This is a genomic window from Prescottella soli (assembly GCF_040024445.1).
Taxonomy (GTDB): Bacteria; Actinomycetota; Actinomycetes; order Mycobacteriales; family Mycobacteriaceae; genus Prescottella; species Prescottella soli.
This window is the reverse complement of record NZ_CP157276.1, coordinates 154,445-174,088: the sequence shown is the minus strand read 5'-3', so window position 1 is coordinate 174,088 and position 19,644 is coordinate 154,445. Positions and strand designations below refer to the sequence as shown.

16 protein-coding genes and 1 pseudogene are annotated in these 19,644 nt (G+C 68.7%); 3 read left to right on the top strand and 14 right to left on the bottom strand.

The annotated features are described in order from the left end of the window. Positions 1 to 2: 2 nt before the first annotated feature. The 13 genes and pseudogenes from pyk to ABI214_RS00875 form a co-directional block, all read right to left on the bottom strand. Positions 3 to 1,421: a pyruvate kinase gene (pyk, locus tag ABI214_RS00935; protein WP_348605350.1), complete on the bottom strand. Its 1,419-nt coding sequence runs from the start codon at positions 1,419 to 1,421 to the stop codon at positions 3 to 5. Positions 1,422 to 1,493: 72 nt separating this feature from the next. Then, positions 1,494 to 2,999, bottom strand: a complete 1,506-nt coding sequence (locus ABI214_RS00930; protein ID WP_348605349.1) for a glutamate synthase subunit beta — start codon at positions 2,997 to 2,999, stop codon at positions 1,494 to 1,496. Next, positions 2,992 to 7,575 carry a glutamate synthase large subunit gene (gene gltB / locus ABI214_RS00925; protein ID WP_348605348.1) on the bottom strand — a complete coding sequence of 1,528 codons (4,584 nt, stop codon included), beginning with the start codon at positions 7,573 to 7,575 and terminating at the stop codon, positions 2,992 to 2,994. Before gltB ends, ABI214_RS00930 begins: the two co-directional genes overlap by 8 nt. Positions 7,576 to 7,864: 289 nt before the next feature. Further along, positions 7,865 to 8,590 carry a TM2 domain-containing protein gene (locus ABI214_RS00920; protein WP_348605347.1) on the bottom strand — a complete coding sequence of 242 codons (726 nt, stop codon included), beginning with the start codon at positions 8,588 to 8,590 and terminating at the stop codon, positions 7,865 to 7,867. Further along, positions 8,587 to 9,585: a prolipoprotein diacylglyceryl transferase gene (lgt, locus tag ABI214_RS00915; RefSeq protein WP_348605345.1), complete on the bottom strand. Its 999-nt coding sequence runs from the start codon at positions 9,583 to 9,585 to the stop codon at positions 8,587 to 8,589. Before lgt ends, ABI214_RS00920 begins: the two co-directional genes overlap by 4 nt. Before the next feature lie 5 nt (positions 9,586 to 9,590). Next, entirely contained in the window at positions 9,591 to 10,394 is an 804-nt protein-coding gene (gene trpA / locus ABI214_RS00910) for a tryptophan synthase subunit alpha (RefSeq protein WP_348605343.1), read from the bottom strand. Then, positions 10,391 to 11,716 (bottom strand): tryptophan synthase subunit beta, encoded by a 1,326-nt coding sequence (gene trpB, locus ABI214_RS00905; protein ID WP_348605342.1) that lies wholly within the window; start codon positions 11,714 to 11,716, stop codon positions 10,391 to 10,393. The genes trpA and trpB overlap by 4 nt, the downstream gene beginning before the upstream one ends. Positions 11,717 to 11,777: 61 nt before the next feature. Then, positions 11,778 to 12,587: an indole-3-glycerol phosphate synthase TrpC gene (gene trpC / locus ABI214_RS00900; protein WP_348605340.1), complete on the bottom strand. Its 810-nt coding sequence runs from the start codon at positions 12,585 to 12,587 to the stop codon at positions 11,778 to 11,780. A 79-nt stretch (positions 12,588 to 12,666) separates the two neighbouring features. Further along, complete coding sequence (locus ABI214_RS00895; protein ID WP_348605339.1) at positions 12,667 to 13,389, bottom strand: TIGR02234 family membrane protein; 723 nt, start codon at positions 13,387 to 13,389, stop codon at positions 12,667 to 12,669. Next, the gene (locus ABI214_RS00890) at positions 13,382 to 14,983 is read right to left on the bottom strand and encodes an anthranilate synthase component I (protein WP_348605337.1); all 1,602 of its coding nucleotides are present in this window, start codon (positions 14,981 to 14,983) and stop codon (positions 13,382 to 13,384) included. The genes ABI214_RS00895 and ABI214_RS00890 overlap by 8 nt, the downstream gene beginning before the upstream one ends. Before the next feature lie 69 nt (positions 14,984 to 15,052). Then, positions 15,053 to 15,151: pseudogene (locus ABI214_RS00885) on the bottom strand (dioxygenase); the annotation flags it as partial. A gap of 285 nt (positions 15,152 to 15,436) precedes the next feature. Then, the gene (locus tag ABI214_RS00880; RefSeq protein WP_348612073.1) at positions 15,437 to 16,045 is read right to left on the bottom strand and encodes a PAS and ANTAR domain-containing protein; all 609 of its coding nucleotides are present in this window, start codon (positions 16,043 to 16,045) and stop codon (positions 15,437 to 15,439) included. A gap of 222 nt (positions 16,046 to 16,267) precedes the next feature. Then, positions 16,268 to 17,035 (bottom strand): dioxygenase family protein, encoded by a 768-nt coding sequence (locus ABI214_RS00875; protein WP_348612070.1) that lies wholly within the window; start codon positions 17,033 to 17,035, stop codon positions 16,268 to 16,270. Positions 17,036 to 17,193: 158 nt separating this feature from the next. Between ABI214_RS00875 and ABI214_RS00870 the strand changes: the two genes are divergently transcribed. Next, the gene (locus ABI214_RS00870) at positions 17,194 to 17,688 is read left to right on the top strand and encodes a MarR family winged helix-turn-helix transcriptional regulator (protein ID WP_348605336.1); all 495 of its coding nucleotides are present in this window, start codon (positions 17,194 to 17,196) and stop codon (positions 17,686 to 17,688) included. 18 nt (positions 17,689 to 17,706) lie between these two features. Here ABI214_RS00870 and ABI214_RS00865 read toward each other — a convergent pair whose 3' ends face one another. Then, positions 17,707 to 17,886 (bottom strand): tautomerase family protein, encoded by a 180-nt coding sequence (locus tag ABI214_RS00865; RefSeq protein ID WP_348605335.1) that lies wholly within the window; start codon positions 17,884 to 17,886, stop codon positions 17,707 to 17,709. A 489-nt stretch (positions 17,887 to 18,375) separates the two neighbouring features. Here ABI214_RS00865 and ABI214_RS00860 point away from each other — a divergent pair, with 489 nt between their 5' ends. Both ABI214_RS00860 and ABI214_RS00855 read left to right on the top strand, forming a co-directional pair. Continuing rightward, positions 18,376 to 18,531 (top strand): DUF6131 family protein, encoded by a 156-nt coding sequence (locus ABI214_RS00860; protein ID WP_348605334.1) that lies wholly within the window; start codon positions 18,376 to 18,378, stop codon positions 18,529 to 18,531. Positions 18,532 to 18,979: 448 nt separating this feature from the next. Then, positions 18,980 to 19,642 (top strand): hypothetical protein, encoded by a 663-nt coding sequence (locus tag ABI214_RS00855; RefSeq protein WP_348605333.1) that lies wholly within the window; start codon positions 18,980 to 18,982, stop codon positions 19,640 to 19,642. Positions 19,643 to 19,644: the final 2 nt, after the last annotated feature.

Below are 19,644 nucleotides of genomic sequence, written 5' to 3'. Positions count from 1 at the left end.
TTCTAGTGGTCTTCCTCCCCGATCCGGTGGACGTGGATCAGGTTGGTCGAGCCTACTGTGCCGGGCGGCGAACCCGCGACGATCACGACCAGATCGCCGCGGTTGTACCGGCCGAGGGACAGCAACGCGTGGTCGACCTGGAAGAACATCTGGTCGGTCGACTTCACCGGGTCGACGATGAAGGTCTCGGTACCCCAGGACAGCGCCAGCTGGCTCCGCACCGCCTCCAGCGGCGTGAACGCCAGCAGCGGCAGCGGCGAGTGCAGCCGCGCGAGCCGGCGGACCGTGTCCCCGGACTGCGTGAACGCGACCAGCGCCTTGGCGTCGAGACGCTCACCGATGTCGCGGGCACCGTAGGAGATGACACCCCGCTTGGTGCGCGGGACGTGTGTCAGCGGCGGCACGCGTGCGGGATCCGTCTCGACGGCCTCGAGGATCCGGGCCATGGTCTGCACGGTCTCCATGACGTACTTGCCGACCGACGTCTCGCCGGACAGCATCACCGCGTCCGCGCCGTCGAGCACCGCGTTCGCGACGTCGGACGCCTCGGCGCGCGTCGGACGCGAGTTCTCGATCATCGATTCGAGCATCTGCGTGGCGACGATCACCGGCTTCGCGTTCTCGCGGGCGATCTGGATGGCGCGCTTCTGCACCAGCGGAACCTGCTCGAGCGGCAGCTCGACGCCCAGATCGCCGCGGGCGACCATCACCGCGTCGAACGCCAGCACCACAGCCTCGAGGTTCTCGATGGCCTCGGGCTTCTCCAGCTTCGCGATCACCGGGACGCGCCGGCCGACCCGGTCCATCACGTCGTGCACCAGTTCGACGTCGGCGGGCGAGCGCACGAACGACAGGGCGATGAAGTCGACACCGAGGCGCAGCGCGAACTCGAGGTCCTCGATGTCCTTCTCGGAGAGAGCCGGCACCGAGACGTTCATGCCCGGCAGCGAGACGCCCTTGTTGTTGCTGACCGGGCCGCCCTCGGTGACCCGGCAGACCACGTCGTCGCCGTCGACGGACTCGACGACCAGGCCGACCTTTCCGTCGTCGACGAGTAGCCGGTCACCGGGCTTGGCGTCCTCGGCAAGCTGCTTGTAGGTGGTCGAGACCCGGTCGTGGGTGCCGTCACAGTCGGCGACGGTGATGCGGATCTGCTCACCGGTCTCCCACACCGTCTTGCCCTCGACGAACCGGCCGAGGCGGATCTTCGGACCCTGCAGGTCGGCCAGGACGCCCACCGCGCGGCCGGTCACCTCGGAGGCTTCCCGTACCCGTCGGTAGTTGTCCTCGTGATCAGAGTGTTCACCGTGGCTGAAGTTCAGTCTCGCTACGTCCATGCCGCTCTCGACGAGCTCGCGGACACGGTCGCCGGTGGCGGTTGCAGGGCCAAGAGTGCAGACAATCTTCGTGCGTCGGGTCACGGGGAAAGCCTAGTCAACTTCAGGAACGAACTCTATTCGGCCGGCGAACGACGGGTGACGGACGTGTGAGCATCAGACGACGGTCAACGGCAGCGCCGTCGGATGGACCGGCGCCGGCAGGTCGGAACTTCCGGTGAGGAACGCGTCGACGCCGTGCGCGGCCGACCTCCCCTCCGCGATCGCCCACACCACCAGCGACGCTCCCCGGTGTGCGTCACCACACACGAACACACCGGGAGCTGCGGTCTGCCAGTCGGATCCGCACGACAGCGATCCGCGGCGATTTGTCGCGATTCCGAGGTCGTCGAGCAGGGGCCCAGTCTCCGTCCCCTCGAATCCGATCGCGAAAAGCGCTAGATCGCAGGGCAATTCGATCTCCTCACCGACCGGGAAGATCGTCCGCCGACCGTCGGCGTCGCGTCCCAGTCGCACCTCCGCGAGGATCATCGACCGGACGCGGCCCTCCGCGTCACCCAGAAACCGTTGGACCGCAACCTCGTAGCGCCGGACGCCACCCTCGGCGTGCGCCGGTGAGGTGCGCAGCACCATCGGCCACGCCGGCCACGGGGTCGCCGATTCGTCCCGCTCCGTCGGCAGCGCCGGATGGTAGTCGAGCTGCGTGACGGACAGCGCACCCTGACGGTGGGCCGTCCCGAGGCAGTCGGCTCCGGTGTCGCCACCGCCGATGATCACGACGTGCTTGCCCCGCGCCGTGATGGGCGACGGGCCGTCGCCCTCGCACTCGTGGTTCGACGCGACGAGGTGCTCCATCGCGAGGTGGACGCCATCCAGTTCACGGCCGACCAGATCGCGGTTGTCCCGCGCCTTGAGCGCACCCGTCGCCAGCACCACCGCGTCGAATCGGGCTTTCAGCGACGACACCGGGAGTTCCACCCCAACCTCGACATCGGTGACGAAATGCGTTCCCTCCACGCGCATCTGGGTCAGGCGCTGGTCCAGAACGGACTTCTCGAGCTTGAACGCCGGGATTCCGTACCGCAGCAGACCCCCCAACCGGTCGTCGCGCTCGTACACGGTGACCTCGTGCCCCGCGCGGGTAAGTTGTTGCGCGGCCGCCAGTCCCGCCGGCCCCGAGCCCACGACCGCGACATGCTTGCCGGTGTGCACCTCGGGCAGAGCGGGGCCCACGTCACCCTTCTCCCACGCAGCGTCGGCGATGGCCTGCTCGATACGCTTGATCGTCACGCTCCCGGTGGTGTGGGTGTCGGCCAGGGCCAACACGCACGCCGCCTCGCACGGCGCCGGGCAGACCCGCCCGGTGAACTCGGGGAAGTTGTTGGTCGCGTGCAGCCGTTCGGCAGCGGCATCCCATCGGCCGCGGCGCACCAGGTCGTTCCACTCCGGGATCAGATTCCCGAGCGGGCACCCGGCGCTGTCGGAATGACAGAACGGGATGCCGCAGTCCATGCAGCGGCTCGCCTGCTCGGACACCTCACGGGCGCGCTCGCTCGCGGACTGCGGCTCGTACACCTCGCGCCAGTCGTGGACGCGTTCAGAGACCGGGCGCTTGCGCGCCTCCTTCTTCACGACGTGCAGAAAACCCTGCGGATCAGCCACGAGCTGCCTCCATGATCGCCGTGTCGACGTCGAGGCCCTCGGCCCGGGCCATCCGCGTCGCCTCGAGCACGCGCTGGTAGTCGACGGGCATGATCTTCGTGAACAGCGCCGAGCGCCGCGGCCAGTCGGCCAGGACCGAGGCCGCGACGGCGGATCCGGTCCAGCGCAGGTGATGCTCGACCACCACCCGCAGCCACCGCAGGTCGTCACCGTCGGGCGCCTGCAGCGTCACCATGGCCTGATTGATCTTCGTGGGATCGGCGTCGAGCACGAACGCGATCCCACCCGACATGCCTGCTGCCATGTTCCGGCCGATCGGTCCGAGCACGACGACCCGCCCGCCTGTCATGTATTCGCACGCGTGGTCACCGACGCCCTCGGTCACCGCGACCGCACCCGAGTTCCGCACGCAGAACCGCTCGCCCACCAGCCCGCGGAGGTATGCCTCCCCGGACGTCGCGCCGTAGAGGAGGGTGTTCCCGGCGATCACCTGGGTCTCGGGCAGGAACAGCACGTCGTCGGCCGGCCGGACGACGATGCGTCCGCCCGAGAGACCTTTGCCCACATAGTCGTTCGCATCGCCGACCAGGTCGAGCGTGATCCCCGGGGGCAGGAACGCGCCCAGCGACTGCCCCGCCGAACCCTCGAGCTGGACGCGGATCGTGTCGTCGGGCAGCCCGGCCGCGCCGTAGCGCCGGGTGACCTCCGATCCCAGCAGCGTCCCGACGGTCCGGTTGACGTTGCGGACCGGCAGCTCGAGGCGTACCGGTAGCGCGTCCTCGAGGGCGCCCTCGGCCAGTTGGATGAGGGTGCGGTCGAGTGCGAGGTCGAGGCCGTGGTCCTGAGCGCGCACCCGCCGACGTTGCGGGACCCCGCCGCCCGTCTGGGGCACCTCGGTCGCGAAGATCGGGCTCAGGTCCAGTCCCAGGCTCTTCCAGTGCGCCACGCCGACCGCGGTCTCGAGCATCTCCGGATGTCCCACCGCCTCGTCGACGGTACGGAAGCCGAGTTCCGCGAGGTACTGCCGGACGCCCTCGGCGATGAAGCGGAAGAACGCCTCGACGAACTCGGGCTTGCCGGTGAACCGCTTGCGCAGTTCCGGGTTCTGCGTCGCAACCCCCACCGGGCAGGTATCGAGGTGGCACACCCGCATCATGATGCAGCCGGCCACGATCAGCGGCGCGGTGGAGAACCCGTATTCCTCGGCGCCGAGCAGCATCGCGACCACCACGTCGCGCACCGTGCGCAGACCGCCGTCGCACTGCATCGTGATCCGATCGCGCAACCCGTTGAGCACCAAGGTCTGTTGCGCGTCGGCGACGCCGACCTCCCACGGCAGCCCCGCATGCTCGAGCGAGGTGAGCGGCGACGCGCCGGTCCCGCCGTCGTGGCCGGAGATCAGCACGACGTCGGCATGCGCCTTGCTCACCCCGGCGGCGACGGTGCCGACGCCCACCGAGCTGACCAGCTTGACGTGCACACGCGCGTTCTCGTTCGCGTTCTTCAGGTCGTGGATGAGCTGCGCGAGGTCCTCGATCGAGTAGATGTCGTGGTGCGGGGGCGGCGAGATCAAGCCCACCCCGGGTGTGGAGTGCCGGGTCCGCGCGATCCACGGATAGACCTTGTACGCCGGAAGCTGGCCGCCCTCACCGGGCTTGGCGCCCTGGGCCATCTTGATCTGGATGTCGGTCGCGTTCACGAGGTAGTCGCTCGTCACACCGAAGCGACCACTCGCCACCTGCTTGACGGCACTGCGGCGCAGCGGGTCGTACAAACGGTCGACGTCCTCGCCGCCCTCACCGGTGTTCGATCGCCCACCGATCCGGTTCATCGCCACCGCGAGCGTCTCGTGGGCCTCGGCGGAGATGGAGCCGTAACTCATCGCACCGGTGTTGAAGCGCGCGAAGATAGCCTCCGCCGGTTCGACTTCCGACAGGGGGACGGGCGGGCGCAGGCCGCGCCGGAACTCGAACAGCCCGCGCAGCGTGCCGCCCTCGGCGGAGAGCCGATCGACCTCCGTGCAGTACCGGCCGAAGACGTCGTCCCGCCCCGTCCGGGTGGCGTGTTGGAGCAGGAACACCGTCTCGGGTGTGAACAGGTGCAGCTCGCCGTCCCGCCGGTACTGGTAGATGCCGCCGACGTCGAGGCGTCGGTGCACGAGCGACGACGGGTTCTCGGGATGTGCGGCACGGTGCCGCAGTTGTACCTCGCGCGCGAGAACGTCGAGACCGACCCCGCCAAGGCGGCTGACGGTGCCGGTGAAGTACTCGTCGACCACGTCCTGCGAAAGCCCGATCGCCTCGAACACCTGTGCGGCGGTGTAGGACCCGACGGTCGAGATGCCCATCTTGGACATCACCTTCAGCACGCCCTTGCCCAGCGCCGTGAGGTAGTTGCGGACCGCGACCGAGGATTCGACGCCGGTCAACTCGCCCTCGGCGACGAGGTCCTCGATCGACTCCATCGCCAGGTACGGGTTGACGGCGGCCGCCCCGAACCCGATCAGCAGAGCGATGTGGTGCACCTCCCGCGCGTCCCCCGACTCGACCACCAGCGCCACCTTGGTCCGTTCCTTGGTGCGGATCAGATGGTGGTGGACCGCGGACACCGCCAGCAGCGACGGGATCGGGGCGCGCAGGTGGTCGGAGTCCCGGTCCGAGATCACCAACGTCCGGTATCCGTTCGCGATGGCGGCGCTCGCCGCCTCGCGCAGGTCCTCGATCGCCTCGGCCATGCCCTCGCCGCCACTGTCCGCGTCGTACAGCGCGCGCAGCACGGTCGCCGCGAAGCCCGGACAGTCGCCGTCGGCGTTGATGTCGATGATCTTGCCGAGCTCTTCGTTGTCGAGCACCGGCCACGACAGCACGATCTGCCGGCACGACGCAGCGGTCGGCTCGAGCAGGTTCTGCTCCGGCCCCATCACGCGGCGCAGCGACGTGACGATCTCCTCGCGGATCGCGTCGAGCGGCGGGTTGGTGACCTGCGCGAACAGCTCGACGAAGTAGTCGAACAGCAGGCGCGGTCGCTGCGAGAGCACCGCGATGGGCGTGTCGGTCCCCATCGACCCGAGTGGCTCGACGCCCGCCGTCGCCGTCGGCGCCAGGAGCACCCGCTGTTCCTCCTCGGTGTAGCCGAACACCTGCTGGCGTCGCACCACCGACTCGTGATCGTGCGGGATCCGGCCACGGCTCGGCACCGACCGCAGATCCAGCAGGCCGGCGTGCAGCCAATCCCGGTACGGCTGCGCCGCCCCCAACTGCGCCTTGATCTCACTGTCGGGCACGATGCGCCCGGCCGCGGTGTCGACCAGGAACATCTCTCCCGGTTCGAGGCGCCCCTTCGCGATCACCTCGGACTGCGGAATCGGCAGCACACCGCTCTCGGACGCGAGCACGACCCGGCCGTCCGAGGTGTGCCACCACCGCCCCGGCCGCAGCCCGTTGCGGTCGAGGACCGCACCGACGACGGTCCCGTCGGTGAACGTCACGCACGCCGGGCCGTCCCACGGCTCCATCAACGACGCGTGGAACTGGTAGAAGGCGCGCCGCTGGTCGGTCATCGATGTGTGGTTCTCCCACGCCTCCGGAATCATCATCAGGACCGCGTGCGGCAACGAACGCCCACCGAGATGCAGCAGCTCGAGGACCTCGTCGAACGATGCCGAGTCCGAGGCGTCCGGGGTGCAGATCGGGTACAGCCGCTCGAGGTCGCCGGGGATGACGGTGCTCGCCAGCATCGCCTCCCGCGCGCGCATCCGGTTCCGGTTGCCGCGGACGGTGTTGATCTCGCCGTTGTGTGCGATGTAGCGGAACGGGTGCGCCAGCGGCCACGAAGGGAACGTGTTGGTCGAGAACCGGCTGTGGACGACGGCGATCGCGCTCGTCACGCGCGGGTCCCTCAGCTCGGGGAAGTAGAGCGCCAGCTGCGCCGTCGTCAGCATGCCCTTGTAGGTCACGGTCCGGCTCGACAGCGACGGAAAGTACACGCCGGTTCCGGCGTCGTCGATCTCCGACGTCACCCGCTCCGCACGCTTGCGCAGCCCGTACACCCGCCGGTCCAGATCCACGCCGCCGACCCGGACACCGTCCACCGGCGGCAGCGCCACGAACAGGTACGTCATGTACGGCATGCACGACAGCGCGGTCGCGCCGACGTCGGCACCGATCGGATCCACCTGGACGTCGCGCCAGCCGAGGATGTCGACGCCCTCGGCCTCGGCGATCGCGTGGATACGCCGCCGAGCCTCGGCCCGGCGATCGGGGTGCTGCGGTAGGAAACACATCCCGGCGGCGAACGTTTCGGTGCCGTCGGGCAGCGGCACAGGCAGTTCGAACTCGACGACGTCCCGGAAGTACCCGCCGGGAAGCTGGAGCAGGATCCCGGCGCCGTCGCCGCTGTTCACCTCCGCACCGGCGGCACCGCGATGTTCGAGGTTGTCGAGCGCGAGGAGCGCGTCGGCGACGATCGTGTGCGAGCGGCGGCCGTGGACGTCGGCCACCATCGCCACTCCGCACGAATCGGATTCGTGATCTCGGACGTACAGGCCGCGGGAATCGGGTTGCAGAGAGTACAGCACCGAACACCTCCACACCGGCCCGCGCCAAGCTCGGGAGAGCTTCGCTGCGGACCATCGCGCGTCGCGCACTTCTCCGGCGGCTCCCTGGCGGGGGTCGCCAACTACGGGTGCTGACTGCATCGATCGGGGTCCACCGGCACGCTGTCGACCCGTGAAGGTTGCCGAGTTCCATATCCGGCCGGGCCAGTTTACCGCGCCGAGGCCACCCGAAGCGATGGCGAAAATGCGCACCGCCCGCGCCGGAGAACAGCGCGGGCGGTGGGTACGAACGAGTCGTGACCGGCGGGAATCAACTGCGTAGCGGTCTGCCCTGTGGGTCGCGGACGCTGCCGGTGAGCATCAGGATGCCGTCCACGAACGCCCAGATCCAGATGCACGGAAAGATCACGAACCCGATGCCGAAGATCGTCGTGATCAGGCCCAGCCAGAAGACCAGCATCTGGGTGAGGCCGATGCCGATGCTTCCGAGGTAGAGACGACCGATTCCCGGCAGCGAAACGAAGCCCAGCAGAATCTGCAGCAGACCGGCGGTGGTCTTCGACTTGTCGGAGAGGGGTTCACCGGTGATCGGGTCACGCCCGAACGGTGCGCTCGGGTCACCGTATCCGGCGGCGTACCCGGGAACCGCCGGATACCCGGGCGGACTCGGATATCCCGGGACAGGTGCCTGCGGGTAGCCCATCGACGGCGGAGGCGTCGTCTGCTGGCCGTACTCGGGCTGCGGGGTTCCGTAGACGGGCCCGGTCGGGGGCAGGGGCTGGTCGCCCACCGGCGGCGGGTAGGTCGGTCCGGTTCCCCAACCCGGACCGTTGCCGACGCCCGAGAATGTGTCCCAGCCCGGGCCGGCGGTGTTCCCACCCGACGGGGGCACCGACGAGGTCCCGGACGTCGACTCGGTCATCGACGCGTCCGCGGTCGCGTCGTAGTCGAAGGGCGAGCCGAACTCGGGCGGTGTCGGCGTGGACGTCGGGTCCTTCGCCGATTCGTCACCGGACGGCTTGTCCGAGTCCGTCATTTCTTCTTCCCCTTCAATTTCTTCTCCCCCTCCATCTCGGACCGATCGCTGTCGACGCGATCCGACTGCTCTGATTCGTCGTCGGCAGCCGCGGGTCCTGGTGTGCTCACCAATTCGTGTTCGCTCCCGCGGTGCGGCTGCAGATCCGCCGGATCCTCACGTCCCTTGGTGGCGAGGACGAAGTAGGCCACGGCGCAGACGAAGACGATCGCCGACGTGAACGAGTTCACCCGGATGCCCAGGATGTGGCTCGCGTGGTCCGAACGCATCAGCTCGATCCAGAACCGGCCCGCGCAGTATCCGGCCACGTACAGCGCGAACAGTCGCCCGTGGCCGATCTTGAACCGACGGTCGACCACGACCAGCAGCACGACGATGAGCAGGTTCCACACCAGCTCGTAAAGGAACGTCGGGTGGACCACGTGCTGCACCACGCCGTTCGACACACCGTCGAGGGTGTTGATGCGACCCGACGCGTCGGTGCGCTCGTAGATCTCGAGGCCCCACGGCACCGTCGTCTCGCGCCCGTACAACTCCTGGTTGAACCAGTTGCCGAGACGCCCGATCGCCTGCGCGAGGATGATCCCTGGCGCGATCGCGTCGCCGAACGCGGGCAACGGAATCCCGCGGCGACGGCAGCCGATCCAGGCGCCGACGGCGCCGAGCGCCACCGCACCCCAGATCCCCAGGCCGCCCTGCCACACCTTGAGCGCGTCGACCGGGTTACCGCCGGGGCCGAAGTACGTCGGCCAGTCCGTCATCACGTGATACAGGCGGCCACCGATCAGCCCGAACGGCACCGCCCAGACCGCGATGTCCAGGACGGTGCCCTTCTCACCACCGCGGGCGACCCAACGCCGATCGCCCCACACGATCGCGACGATGATGCCGGCGATGATGCACAGCGCGTAGGCGCGCAGGGCCAGCGGCCCCACGTACCAGACGCCCTGCGGTGGGCTCGGGATGTAAGCGAGGATTTGCGTCGAAGTCGCCATCGGAGTCACGGGGCCACGGTAGCCGAGCGCACACCCTCCGCGAGTTCGGCAGTGAGCGCGCGCACAGCGCCCAGGCCCTGCTCGACCGCCGAAACGATCGCCGAACCGACGATCACGGCGTCCGCGTACGACGCGATCTCCGCGGCCTGCGCACCGGAGCGAACGCCCAGGCCGACACCGACCGGGATGTCCGAGTGGGCCCGGATGCGCGCCGTCAGCTCGGGGGCCATCGACGAGACGCTGTCACGCGCACCGGTCACACCCATCGTCGACGCCGCATAGATGAAGCCGCTGCTGGCCTCGAGCGTCATCGCCAGCCGCTCCTCGGTCGACGAGGGCGCGACGAGGAAGATGCGGTCGAGATGGTGCCGCTCGGACGCCTCCATCCAGTCGCCGGCCTCCTCCGGGATCAGGTTCGGCGTGATCATGCCCAGGCCTCCGGCCGACGCCAGGTCGCGGGAGAACGCGTCGACGCCGTACTTGAGCACCGGGTTCCAGTACGTCATCACGACGGCCTTGCCGCCCACCGACGCGATCTGCTCGACGACGGTGAACACGTCGCGGAGCCGCACGCCGTTGCGCAGTGCCGTTTCGGCGGCCGCCTGGATCGTCGGCCCGTCCATGACCGGGTCGGAGTACGCGACCCCGACCTCGATGATGTCGCAGCCCGAATCGACCATCGCCTTGAACACGTCGATCGACGTCGGCACGTCCGGGTAGCCGGCGGGCAGGTAGCCGACTAGGGCCGCCCGATTCTCCTCCCGGCAATGGGCGAACGTCGGCGCCAGGCGTGACTCTCGTTGGCTCACTTGGCCGTACCTTCCTCGTTCGACGCACTCGCAGCGGCGGCGTCTTCGTTGTCGTCGTCGAACAGGCCGAACCACTTCGCGGCGGTGTCCATGTCCTTGTCGCCGCGGCCGGAGAGGCTCACGACGATGATCGCGCCCTCACCGAGTTCGCGACCGAGCTTGAGTGCACCGGCGACCGCGTGGGCGGACTCGATGGCAGGGATGATGCCCTCCGCGCGGGAGAGCAGCAGCAGTGCGTCCATCGCCTCGGTGTCGGTGATGGGCTCGTAGGACGCGCGTCCGGTGTCCTTGAGGTACGCATGCTCGGGACCGACGCCCGGGTAGTCCAGGCCGGCCGAGATCGAGTGCGACTCGATGGTCTGCCCGTCCTCGTCCTGCAGGAGGTAGGAGTACGCACCCTGGAAGGCGCCCGGGGAGCCACCGGCGAAGGTAGCGGCATGGCGACCGGTCGCGATGCCGTCGCCCGCGGCCTCGTATCCGACGAGCTTGACCGCCGGATCGTCGATGAACGCATGGAAGATGCCGATCGCGTTCGATCCGCCGCCGACGCACGCAACGACCGCGTCGGGCAGTCGGCCGGCCATCGCCTGAACCTGTGCCCGCGCCTCGAGGCCTACGACGCGCTGGAAGTCGCGCACCATCATCGGGAACGGGTGCGGTCCGGCAGCGGTACCGAAGCAGTAGTACGTGCGGTCGGCGTTGGTGACCCAGTCACGCAGCGCCTCGTTGATCGCGTCCTTCAGTGTCGCCGAACCGGTTTCGACGGACACCACCTCGGCACCGAGCAGTCGCATGCGGGCGACGTTGAGTGCCTGCCGCGCGGTATCGACCGCGCCCATGTAGACGATGCAATCGAGACCGAGCAACGCACACGCGGTCGCGGTGGCCACGCCGTGCTGGCCGGCGCCGGTCTCGGCGATGATGCGGGTCTTGCCCATCCGCTTGGCGAGCAGCACCTGCCCCAGCACGTTGTTGATCTTGTGAGATCCGGTGTGGTTCAGGTCTTCCCGCTTGAGGACGATCCGCGCGCCGCCGGCATGCTCGCGCAGCCGGGTCGCCTCGAAGATCGGTGACGGGCGGCCGGTGTAGTCGCGCTGGAGACGATCCAGTTCGTGGAGGAACGAATCGTCGGAGCGGGCCTTCTCGTACTCGGCCGTGACCTCCTCGATGACCGCCATGAGCGCCTCGGGAACGTGCCGTCCGCCGTAGACCCCCCAATGGCCGCCGGGGTCCGGCTCGTGACCGGAGCGCTCCGTCAGACCGGCGCTGGCAGTGGGCAGATTCCCACCCTTGGAGACGAGGGCGTCATTGCGTGAAGTCACCCCTCCAGTCTGCCCCAACGCCCACGAGAACGAGTGGTCGGGTCCCGATCCACGCGACGGATCAGCGAGCCGGCTTGGGGCACGACGGATGCGCGCCCGCCGTCACCAGTTCCGCCACGGCGGCCCGCGGGTCGCCGCTGGTCACCAGCCCCTCACCGACGAGAACCGCGTCCGCCCCGGCACCCGCGTACGCGAGCAGATCGGCGGTGCCGCGCACCCCGGACTCGGCGATCTTGACGACGTTCGTCGGCAGCCCCGGCGCGATGCGGCCGAACGTGTCCATGTCGACCTCGAGGGTCTTGAGGTTGCGGGCATTGACGCCGATGACACTGGCGCCGGCCTCGAGCGCCCGGTCCGCCTCCTCCTCGGTGTGGACCTCGACGAGCGCCGTCATGCCCAGCGACTCGGTGCGGTCCAGCAGCGAGGTCAGAGCGCTCTGCTCGAGCGCCGCGACGATGAGCAGGATGACGTCCGCACCGTGCGCCCGCGCCTCGTGGATCTGGTACGGCCCGACGATGAAGTCCTTGCGCAGGATCGGGATGTTCACCGCACGACGGACCGCGTCGAGATCGGCGAGCGATCCGTGGAACCGGCGCTCCTCGGTGAGCACGCTGATCACCCGGGCACCCCCGGCCTCGTACGCGGAGGCGAGCACCGCGGGATCGGGGATGTCGGCGAGTGCACCCTTCGAGGGGCTGGCCCGCTTCACCTCGGCGATGACGCCGATGCCGGAGGCACGCAGCGCGGCCGCGGCGTCCAGCGCGGGCGGCGCGGCGGCGGCAGCGGCCTTCACCGCGGCCATGTCGAGAATGGATTCGCGGGCGGCGACATCGGCGCGCACCCCGTCGAGAATCGAGTCGAGAACGGTCATCGTGGCTCGAGTCCTTTCCGGCATGTCAATACCGATGTGAGGAACCTCATCGGATCTTGACTCAGCCTAGAGGTCGCGGTTATTCGCCCTCCGGGCGGGTACCCGCAGACCCGGTGTCCTTGCTCACATCGTTCACCCGCGGGCTCGACCCATCACTGGTCGGGCCGTCGTCGACACCGTCGACGGTGGGGTCCTCCCCTGCGTCCAGCGCGTCCCACAGCATGCGCTGGGTCTGCTGCTCCGGCTGCCCTCCGTCGGCCCCGCGCTTCGCGGCTGCCTCCTTGCGCGCGGCCGGACTGTCGTACTTCGACGAGAGTCCCCCGGCCGCAGCCGGTTTGCGGATCAGCACGACCGCCGCGGCGAGCGCCACGACCGAGCCGAACAGCACCAACAGTGCCGGCGCGGTCGACACGTCGGTGGCCGTCACCTGCGTTCCGACGCGTTCGAAGCCGGCGATGTCCGCGGCGCGCTCGTTCGACGCCCCACCGGTCAGCAGACCGATCGCCGGAATCGCGGCGACGACCGCGACGACCGCGACCAGGACCCCGAGCACCCGGACCATCCAGCCGCGCACCGCGAACGCGGCGGCGATCGCTGCGACAAGGACGAGCGCGAGCGGCGTGGTCGCGGCCGCCCACGTGCCGCCGTCGAGGTTCGTGACGCGATCCACGCCCAACCCGTCCGACGAGTTGACCGTCACCCACGTCATCCGCGACGCGCCCCACAGGCACACCGCCGCGACCGCGAGCAGCAGCGCCGCGATCCCGACGGCGCGACGACCGCCGGTCCTGTTCTCACTCACCGCTGTTCACCTCCGAGCGACCCCCGAAGGGCCGCAACGTCTGCGCTGCCGCGATGGCACTGAGCACTGCCATCGCCTTGTTCCTCGCCTCGGTGTCCTCGTAGACGGGATCCGAGTCCGCCACCACACCGGCACCGGCCTGCACGTACGCGGTGCCGTCCTTGATCAGCGCCGTGCGGATCGCGATCGCCGTGTCGGCGTCGCCTGCGAAGTCCAGGTAACCGACGATCCCGCCGTAGATCCCGCGCCGCGTCGGCTCGAGCTCGTCGATCAACTCCATCGCCCGCACCTTCGGAGCACCCGAGAGCGTGCCCGCCGGGAAGCATGCCGTCACTGCGTCGAGGGCGTGCTTCCCCGCGGCGAGGCGGCCCGTCACCGTCGAGACCAGGTGCATCACGTGGCTGTAGCGCTCGATGTGCCGGTAGTCGTGCACCTTCACGGTACCCGGCTCGCACACCCGCCCCAGATCGTTGCGTCCGAGGTCCACGAGCATCAGATGCTCGGAGTTCTCCTTCTCGTCGGCGAGCAGGTCCTTCTCGAGCAGGATGTCGTCCTCCTCGGTGGCACCGCGCCACCGCGTGCCCGCGATGGGATGCGTCGTCGCGACGCCCTCCTTCACCGTGACGAGCGATTCGGGGCTCGACCCCACGATCGAGAAGGCCGTCTCCCCGTCTGCGCCGGGGACCTGCACCAGGTACATGTACGGGCTCGGGTTCGACGCCCGCAGCATCCGGTACACGTCGATCGGCTCTGCGGCGCAGTCCATTTCGAACCGCTGCGACAGGACCACCTGGAACGCCTCGCCGGCCTCGATCTCGCCGATGAGTCGGCGCACGTCGATCCCGAAGCCCTCAGTGGTGCGCTGCCGCCGGTAGTCGGGCTCGGTCCGGGCGAACGTCGACACGGTCGACGGCGCGGGTGCGGCGAGCGCGTCGGTCATCCGGTCCAGGCGGGCGACCGCGTCGTCGTAGGCCTCGTCGACCCGTTCGTCGGAGCCGTCCCAGTTGACCGCGTTGGCGATGAGCGTGATGGCGCCCTCGTGATGGTCGACCGCAGCGAGATCCGTCGCGAGCAGCATCACCATCTCGGGGATCTGCAGGTCGTCCACCGCGTGGCTGGGCAGTCGCTCGATCCGCCGGACGGCGTCGTAGCCGAGGAAGCCGACCATGCCGCCGGTCAACGGTGGCAGATCCGGGAGACGTTCGCTGCGCAGCAGTTCGAGTGTGCGCCCGAGCGCGACCAGCGGATCGCCGCCGGACGGGGCACCGACGGGGACGTTGCCGTACCAGGCGGCCTCGCCGTCACAGACCGTGAGTGCGGCCGGGCTGCCCGCGCCGATGAACGACCAGCGCGACCACGATCGGCCGTTCTCGGCCGACTCAAGCAGGAAGGTGCCGGGACGGCTGCCGGCCAGCTTGGTGTACGCCGACAGCGGGGTCTCGGCGTCCGCGAGCACCTTGCGGATGACAGGGACCACACGATGCTCGACGGCCAGCGCGCGGAACTGTTCACGCGAGGTCGTCGAATCGTGTCGGGCTGCCCCGCCGGGAGACGCCGAGGTTGCTGCTGGGATGGTGGTGGACTCGCCGCGCATGCACCCATCATCCCAGGGCGACCGATCGAGGCCGCGGCCACGGGTCCCCAACGGTGGCGACGGCAATTGTCAGTCGACCTGGATCGACCGTTTCGAAAGACCCATCCAGAACCCGTCGATCACCTGCTCGGGGTTGCTCGACGCTCCGCGCGCGACGAACAGGGCCGCGATGACGAGTCTCGCCCGCTGGGAGTTCAGTTTCACGTACGGCGGGTGGGTATCCGCCACGCGTACCGAAGGGAAGGAATGTGATGGCGTCCCCGTGTCAGATGGGCTGTCGGTCAGGTGAATGATCACCACATGTCACAGGCGGACGAGAAGAGCGCCGAGGACCACGAGGTTCTCCGCGCTGGGGCGTTCCGATACGGGTCGTGGTTCTCCGAACCCTGCACGGCGCTGACACCACCCGCTGTCGGCGCCTTCGGGCCGGGCGTGCGCGGCTGGGCGGACCAGCTACTCGCCCGAGTTGAGGAGGATGCGATCGAACACAGTTCGGAGGCTGCTGGGGATGTCGATGGCAGTCGGGAGCGCGGCGACCAGCTCGTCGGCCACCACGCGAAGTTTGACGTTCAGCTCCTGAGATCGCCAGGTGAGAACGTCGAACGCGTGATCGGCATCAATGCCGTAGACGACCATCAGCGCGCCCTTCGCCTGCTCGATGATCGCGCGGGCCTCGACGAGTTCAGGGAGGTTCTCGGTGATGGTGCGGTCGACATCGCGGCGGACAGCGTTGGTGACGTCGACGTAGAAGCCCGACGTCCCGACGGCACGCCCGGCGGCCATGATGCGCTGACCTACCACCACGACGTGATGGACGTTGCCGGCGGTGTCGATGATCCGATGTCTGCTACTGAACGGCTCGCCGTCCTGCAGTACCCGCCGCAGCAGATCCGCCACACCTCCCCGGTCGTCGGGGTGCTTGTGTTCGAGCAGCAGTGCAGTGGTGGGGACGACCTCACCGGGCTCGTAGCCGTGCATGCGGGCGACCGCGTCCGACCATTCCCACCGCTCACCATCGAAGTAGAAGCTGAAGCTCCCGACCCGCTCGAGCCGCCTGGACATCAGGACCCTGAAGTCGTCACTCGGCGTCGCCACCTGTCAAGTTTCGCACCGTTCAACCGGCGCGGTCCAGCAAGAAGGGTTCGCTACCGGACGAGTGTGCATCCGGCGCTGCAGTCGCCTCCAGGGGGTGCCTGACGATCGGGACATTCCACCAATTGGGGTGTCGCGTCGTCTTTCGCCGAACCTCTTTGGTGTGCTTCGCCTTCTCGTGCAGCGCGATCGTCAGTCGACCTGGATCGACCGTTTCGCCAGACCCATCCAGAACCCGTCGATCACCTGCTTCGCCACCTGCTCGGGGTTGCTCGACGCTCCGAGCGTGACGAACAGCGGCGCGAAGTGCTCGACCGTCGGATGCGCGTATGGCATGCCGGGCGCCTGGGCGCGGAAGTCGACGAGGGCGTCGACGTCGCCGGCCGCCAGCCGCTCCCCCGCCCACGCGTCGAACTCCGCCGACCAGCCCGGCGCCGCGGCGTCCGGCGACGGGTCGCGCAGGAAAGGCAGGCCGTGCGTGGTGAAGCCCGATCCGATGATCAGCACACCCTGCTCGCGGAGCGGCCGCAGCCGGCGCCCGAGTTCGAGCAGGCGCTGCGGGTCGAGGGTGGGCATCGAGATCTGCAGAACCGGCACGTCCGCGTCGGGGTACATGACGGTCAGCGGCACGTACGCGCCGTGGTCGAGGCCGCGCCGCGGGTCCTGGTACACCGGCTCGTTGTCGGGCATCAGCGCCGCCACCTGCCGGGCGAGGTCCGGCGCGCCGGGCGAGCGATACGTGACCTCGTAGAAGCGCTGCGGGAAGCCCCCGAAGTCGTAGACGAGCGGGGTACCGGTCTCGATGGCGCCGATCGTCAGCGGCGCCGACTCCCAGTGCGCCGACACCACGAGGATGGCCGTCGGGCGGGGCAGGTCCGCGGACCACTGCGACAGCTCGGCGACCCACCGGTCACTGTCGACCAGCGGCGGTGCGCCGTGGCTGAGGAAGATCGCCGGCATGTCACTCACATGAACTCCTTTGTTGAAGCTTCAAGCTAACATGGGAGTCAACGCACCCGGATACCGCCTGTTCCCCGCCGCACACGCGACGGCACATGTTTGACACGCTGTAGGCATTCACCCGAGATTCTGGCTTTCACTGATCGGAGAACGACCCGATGGGCGCGCAGGACAGCACCGACACCAAGTGGCTCACCGAGGCCCAGCAGGATGCGTGGCGCACGCTCGTCTCGTTCGTCACCCGGTTGCCCGCTGCGCTCGACACCCAGCTGCAGCGCGACTCCGACCTCACCCACTTCGAGTACTTCGTCCTGGCCGTGTTGTCCGAGGCGCCGGATCGTCGGCTGCGCCTGTCGGAGCTGGCGTGCCAGGCGAACGCGTCGCTGTCGCGGCTTTCACACGTCGTCACGCGACTCGAGAAGCGCGGCTGGGCGCGCCGCGAGACGGTGGCCGGCACTCGCGGCGCCTTCGCCGTCCTCACCGACGACGGGATGGCGAAGGTCGTCTCGGCCGCGCCCGGACATGTCGAGACCGTGCAGGCACTGGTGTTCGAGGGCCTCGACGACGATCAGGTCGCCCAGCTGTCCGAGCTGGGCAAGGCGCTGGTCGTGCAACTCGACAAGGGCATCGCCGCGGGCACCGGCAAGGCGTAGGACCGAACCGGCCGCCACTCACCCGAGCGGTTCGCCGCCGACCCCCCAGTTCTCGCGGGGCACCTCGGTGATCGTCACCCACACCTTCGCGGGGTCCTTGCCCGCGGCGTCGGCGTACGCGGTCGTCACCGCGGCGATCACCGCGCGCTTCTGGTCCGCCGTGAGGCCGGGTGTCTGGCTGATCTGAATCATCGGCATGACAAGGATTGTGTCAAACGGTGCCGGGACGAGCCGATCGAACGCATGCCAATGGCCGCGATCCGACCCGTTGCCGTCCGTGACACAGGGCATGTGGGCACGTCCGTGCGGAAGCGTCAGCGTCACAGCACTTCCCACGAGGCCTCCGACCATCCGACCACCGAAACCACCACCCCGCCAATCAAATTCACCTCGCGTACCGAGTCACGTCACGCGGAGCGGCGGCCCCGCCACCACAGGGTTCACCGAGATCGTGCGCACCACGTAGTCAGCCGATGTACCGGACCGGAAGCCAGCCACAGCGCGAGCACTCGACCGCAGCTGCACTGGTGCACACCCATTGGTGCCGCAACCGCGGAATCGGACGACGCGCAGCGGTTCGTACGTTTCGCAGCCGCCGCCGGCGGGAATATCACCCGGGTGGTTGAGCGCTCGGCACGGTTCGAGAGTCGGTGCGCGCTTCCCACGAACACGGAGTGAGGTGCGATCATGATCGTCCTGGGATTGATCTTGTTGGTCATCGGATTTCTGACAGGAGTCTCGATAATCTGGACCATCGGAATCGTTCTGGTCGTAGTCGGCGTGGTCCTTGCACTCATCGGAGCCAGCGGACGCGCAGTCGGCGGCCGACGGTACTGGTACTAGCTCCATCGACACCGCACAGGTCGCCGACGCCCTCTCGGATCCGGTCGAGAGGCGAAGTCCTCACGACTCGCCGCGCAGACGTCCGCGCAAAGGAGTCGCAATCGAAGCGAAAACGATTGCCCTGGCGGGGTCCCAGTACTGACGTCCGGATACCTACCGAGTCACACAACGCGGACCGCCACCACGATCAAGCCCACGGCGACAGCGACTATCGTCGCCGTGCCCGTAACTGGGAAACCCGTGTCGTGGTCAGGCGTGTCGTTGGAGGGACCGGGATCAGTCCCGCGTAGCGCTCGTGGATCGGTGATGGTGTCCTGATGATTTTTTCCTCCAATTTCGTGTTTGTCGCCGGGCCAGGTGGGCTAACCCTCGGGAGGACATCTGCGATCCGGACCGACAGGGCACCGGACACGCGTCTTCAACCCACGGAGGAGTCATGAAAGGTGGTATGCGAGTCGCTCTTGCGGTCGCGGTCGGCTACTTCCTCGGTCGCACAAAGAAGATGAAGGCCGCGCTTATGCTCGCCGGCGCGGGAGCGACTGGTCGGCTTCCGAGCAGTTCACGGGAGTTGGTACGTGAGGGCGTCAAACGGCTCGGCGATTCCGGGGAGGTCTCGAAGCTCGCGGAAAGCGTGCGTGGCGAATTGGCCGACGCCGCCAAGAACGCCGCGATCGCAGCAGCGAGCAACCGGATCGACGCTCTGACGAGTCGGATCGAAGGAACGACCGAAGTTTTGACCAAAGGAGCCGAGGGTTTGACCGAAGGACTGACGGGTGTGCTCGCGCCCGAGGCAGAACACGCGGACACCGAGGAACCCGAGTCCGGCGAGAACACCACGCAGGAAAGGGAAACCGCGGGCGAGCATCGGCACGGCCCGGCAGCCGCCGATCGAGGCGACGATGACCGAGCAGGCGATCGGGAGGACACGAACGCCCCCGCCGGAGCACCACGGCGCCGAAGCACAACTAGCCGGGCGAGATCCACCTCCTCGCGCAGTAGCACGGCGCGAACACGCAAGGCCGCCCAATCGAAGACCACCCAACCGAAGGCGCGGACGAGTGCACGATCTGCCGCGTCGGACGACGCACCGGTTCGCCGGACCGGGAGGTGAAC

Excerpts from the sequence above, each read along its gene's own strand:
- ABI214_RS00920 (WP_348605347.1), bottom strand. The coding sequence starts at position 8,590 with ATGACGGACTCGGACAAGCCGTCCGGTGACGAATCGGCGAAGGACCCG.
- lgt (WP_348605345.1), bottom strand. The coding sequence starts at position 9,585 with ATGGCGACTTCGACGCAAATCCTCGCTTACATCCCGAGCCCACCGCAG.
- trpC (WP_348605340.1), bottom strand. The coding sequence starts at position 12,587 with ATGACCGTTCTCGACTCGATTCTCGACGGGGTGCGCGCCGATGTCGCC.
- ABI214_RS00890 (WP_348605337.1), bottom strand. The coding sequence starts at position 14,983 with ATGCGCGGCGAGTCCACCACCATCCCAGCAGCAACCTCGGCGTCTCCC.
- ABI214_RS00880 (WP_348612073.1), bottom strand. The coding sequence starts at position 16,045 with ATGTCCAGGCGGCTCGAGCGGGTCGGGAGCTTCAGCTTCTACTTCGAT.
- ABI214_RS00875 (WP_348612070.1), bottom strand. The coding sequence starts at position 17,035 with ATGCCGGCGATCTTCCTCAGCCACGGCGCACCGCCGCTGGTCGACAGT.
- ABI214_RS00870 (WP_348605336.1), top strand. The coding sequence starts at position 17,194 with ATGGGCGCGCAGGACAGCACCGACACCAAGTGGCTCACCGAGGCCCAG.
- ABI214_RS00865 (WP_348605335.1), bottom strand. The coding sequence starts at position 17,886 with ATGCCGATGATTCAGATCAGCCAGACACCCGGCCTCACGGCGGACCAG.
- ABI214_RS00860 (WP_348605334.1), top strand. The coding sequence starts at position 18,376 with ATGATCGTCCTGGGATTGATCTTGTTGGTCATCGGATTTCTGACAGGA.
- ABI214_RS00855 (WP_348605333.1), top strand. The coding sequence starts at position 18,980 with ATGCGAGTCGCTCTTGCGGTCGCGGTCGGCTACTTCCTCGGTCGCACA.